This is a genomic window from Flavobacterium panacis, from assembly GCF_024649945.1.
In the GTDB taxonomy this organism is placed as follows: domain Bacteria; phylum Bacteroidota; class Bacteroidia; order Flavobacteriales; family Flavobacteriaceae; genus Flavobacterium; species Flavobacterium panacis.
Genome location: NZ_JANKMS010000026.1, coordinates 1 through 3,577, shown reverse-complemented (window position 1 = coordinate 3,577; position 3,577 = coordinate 1). Strand labels below are relative to the sequence as shown.

The following is a 3,577-nucleotide window of genomic DNA, read 5'->3' as shown; positions in this document are numbered from 1 at the left end:
AATCCTGTTGGAAGTGCTCCTACTATATTCAGCTTAACTTCTCCCGGATTTGTTCCAACAACAAATGATTTTCCGTTTAAGGTATCATTTGCTGTCAACGAGATTGTTGTTCCGCCGATGTTTCCATTGATAGGAGTTATGATATCAACAACTGCATCGATAACCGGTAATCCAACTGTTACGGTAACTGTGTTCGATTTGCAGTTTCCTGCATTCAGGTTCTCGCAGATCGTATACGTCAGTTCGTAATCTCCTGCTGGAGGGTTGGCTCCGATAGTTACTGTTCCGTCAGGATTCAATGTCAGATATCCTTTTGGATCCGGTGTTGAAACCGATACCGTTACATCCGATGGATCTAGTTTTACTCCGTTTTTGGTATCGTTGTCCAAAACATTTACCAATGTCTGAGGTTTATCCGATCCGATAATTGATCCTACTGGATCTGGATTGGCTACCAAATCCCCGGCTGTTACAGGAACTATAATAGTTACTGAATCGCAGTTTGATGGATTCGTGTTTTCACAGATACGGTATTCAATACTATAATCTCCTTTTGGAGTATTTGGAGCAACCGTAATTGTTCCGTTCGCATTCAGCGTCAATCCTGTTGGAAGTGCTCCTACTATATTCAGCTTAACTTCTCCCGGATTTGTTCCAACAACAAATGATTTTCCGTTTAAGGTATCATTGGCTGTCAACGAGATTGTTGTTCCGCCGATGTTTCCATTGATCGGAGTTATGATGTCAACAACTGCATCGATCACAGGTAATCCAACTGTTACGGTAACTGTGTTTGATTTGCAGTTTCCTGCATTCAGATTCTCACAGATCGTATACGTCAGTTCGTAATCTCCTGCTGGAGGGTTGGCTCCGATAGTTACTGTTCCGTCAGGATTCAATGTCAGATATCCTTTTGGATCCGGTGTTGAAACCGATACCGTTACATCCGATGGATCTAGTTTTACTCCGTTTTTGGTATCGTTGTCCAAAACATTTACCAATGTCTGAGGTTTATCCGATCCGATAATTGATCCTACTGGATCTGGATTGGCTACCAAATCCCCAGCTGTTACAGGAACTACAATAGTTACTGAATCGCAGTTTGATGGATTCGTGTTTTCACAGATACGGTATTCAATAGTATAATCTCCTTTTGGAGTATTTGGAGCAACCGTAATTGTTCCGTTCGCATTCAGCGTCAATCCTGTTGGAAGTGCTCCTACTATATTCAGCTTAACTTCTCCCGGATTTGTTCCAACAACAAATGATTTTCCGTTTAAGGTATCATTGGCTGTCAACGAGATTGTTGTTCCGCCGATGTTTCCATTGATCGGAGTTATGATGTCAACAACTGCATCGATAACCGGTAATCCAACTGTTACGGTAACTGTGTTCGATTTGCAGTTTCCTGCATTCAGGTTCTCGCAGATCGTATACGTCAGTTCGTAATCTCCTGCTGGAGGGTTGGCTCCGATAGTTACTGTTCCGTCAGGATTCAATGTCAGATATCCTTTTGGATCCGGTGTTGAAACCGATACGGTTACATCTGATGGATCTAATTTCGCTCCGTTTTTGGTATCGTTGTCCAAAACATTCACCAATGTCTGAGGTTTATCTGATCCGATAATTGATCCTACTGGATCTGCATTGGCTACCAAATCTCCAGCTGTTACAGGAACTATAATAGTTACTGAATCGCAGTTTGATGGATTTGTGTTTTCACAGATACGGTATTCAATAGTATAATCTCCTTTTGGAGTATTTGGAGCAACCGTAATTGTTCCGTTCGCATTCAGCGTCAATCCTGTTGGAAGTGCTCCTACTATATTCAGCTTAACTTCTCCCGGATTTGTTCCAACAACAAATGATTTGCCGTTTAAGGTATCATTGGCTGTCAACGAGATTGTTGTTCCTCCGATGTTTCCATTGATCGGACTGATGCTGTCAACAACCGCATCAATAACTGGTAATCCAACTGTTACGGTAACCGTATTTGATTTGCAGTTTCCTGCATTCAGGTTCTCGCAGATCGTATAGGTCAGTTCGTAATCTCCTGCTGGAGGGTTGGCTCCGATAGTTACTGTTCCGTCAGGATTCAATGTCAGATATCCTTTTGGATCCGGTGTTGAAACCGATACGGTTACATCTGATGGATCTAATTTCGCTCCGTTTTTGGTATCGTTGTCCAAAACATTCACCAATGTCTGAGGTTTATCTGATCCGATAATTGATCCTACTGGATCTGCATTGGCTACCAAATCCCCGGCTGTTACAGGAATTATAATAGTTACTGAATCGCAGTTTGATGGATTTGTGTTTTCACAGATACGGTATTCAATAGTATAATCTCCTTTTGGAGTATTTGGAGCAACCGTAATTGTTCCGTTCGCATTCAGCGTCAATCCTGTTGGAAGTGCTCCTACTATATTCAGCTTAACTTCTCCCGGATTTGTTCCAACAACAAATGATTTTCCGTTCAAGGTATCATTTGCTGTCAACGAGATTGTTGTTCCGCCGATGTTTCCATTGATCGGAGTTATGATGTCAACAACTGCATCGATCACAGGTAATCCAACTGTTACGGTAACTGTGTTTGATTTGCAGTTTCCTGCATTCAGGTTCTCACAGATCGTATAGGTCAGTTCGTAATCTCCTGCTGGAGGGTTGGCTCCGATAGTTACTGTTCCGTCAGGATTCAATGTCAGATATCCTTTTGGATCCGGTGTTGAAACCGATACGGTTACATCTGATGGATCTAATTTCGCTCCGTTTTTGGTATCGTTGTCCAAAACATTCACCAATGTCTGAGGTTTATCTGATCCGATAATTGATCCTACTGGATCTGGATTGGCTACCAAATCTCCAGCTGTTACAGGAACTATAATAGTTACTGAATCGCAGTTTGATGGATTAGAACCAACTTCGCAAATTGTATATTCAATATTGTAGTCTCCTTTTGGAGTATTTGGATTTACTGTTATAGTTCCATCAGTATTCAATTTTAATCCTGCCGGTAACGTACCAACAATGCTAATACTTACTTCTCCATGAGTGGTTCCAATAGCAACCGGATTTCCATTTAATTTATCGTTAGCTATTAATGAAACTGTTGTTCCGCCGATGTTTCCATTAACAGGAGTAATTGTATCAACAACTGCATCGATGATGCGCTTCACTACAACGGTAGCTTCCGCCGTGTCGCAGTTTGCCGTAAGGGCGTCTTTCTCGCAAAGCGTGTAGCTGATCTTGTATGTACCTGAAAGCGTGTTCGCAGCAAGGGTAAGGACCCCGTCCGCATCAATGCTCAATGGACCTGAACTTACCGCAGCGATGGTCGTGTTGGATGAAGTTGCCTGAGCGCCGTTAAGCGTGTCGTTGCCTCTTACGTTGCCAACTGTCGATGCCGATGAGCCTGAAGTCTGAACTGCATAGGTATTGTCGTCAACTGCATCGATGATGCGCTTCACTACAACGGTAGCTTCCGCCGTGTCGCAGTTTGCCGTAAGGGCGTCTTTCTCGCAAAGCGTGTAGCTGATCTTGTATGTACCTGAAAGCGTGTTCGCAGCAAGGGTAAGGA

Annotated in this window: 1 protein-coding gene; it reads right to left on the bottom strand. The window is 42.9% G+C overall.

Annotated features, from left to right (window positions below):
- The coding region (locus NQQ59_RS25145) for a beta strand repeat-containing protein (protein ID WP_372497297.1) at nt 1-3,577 on the bottom strand (3,577 nt) is incomplete at both ends.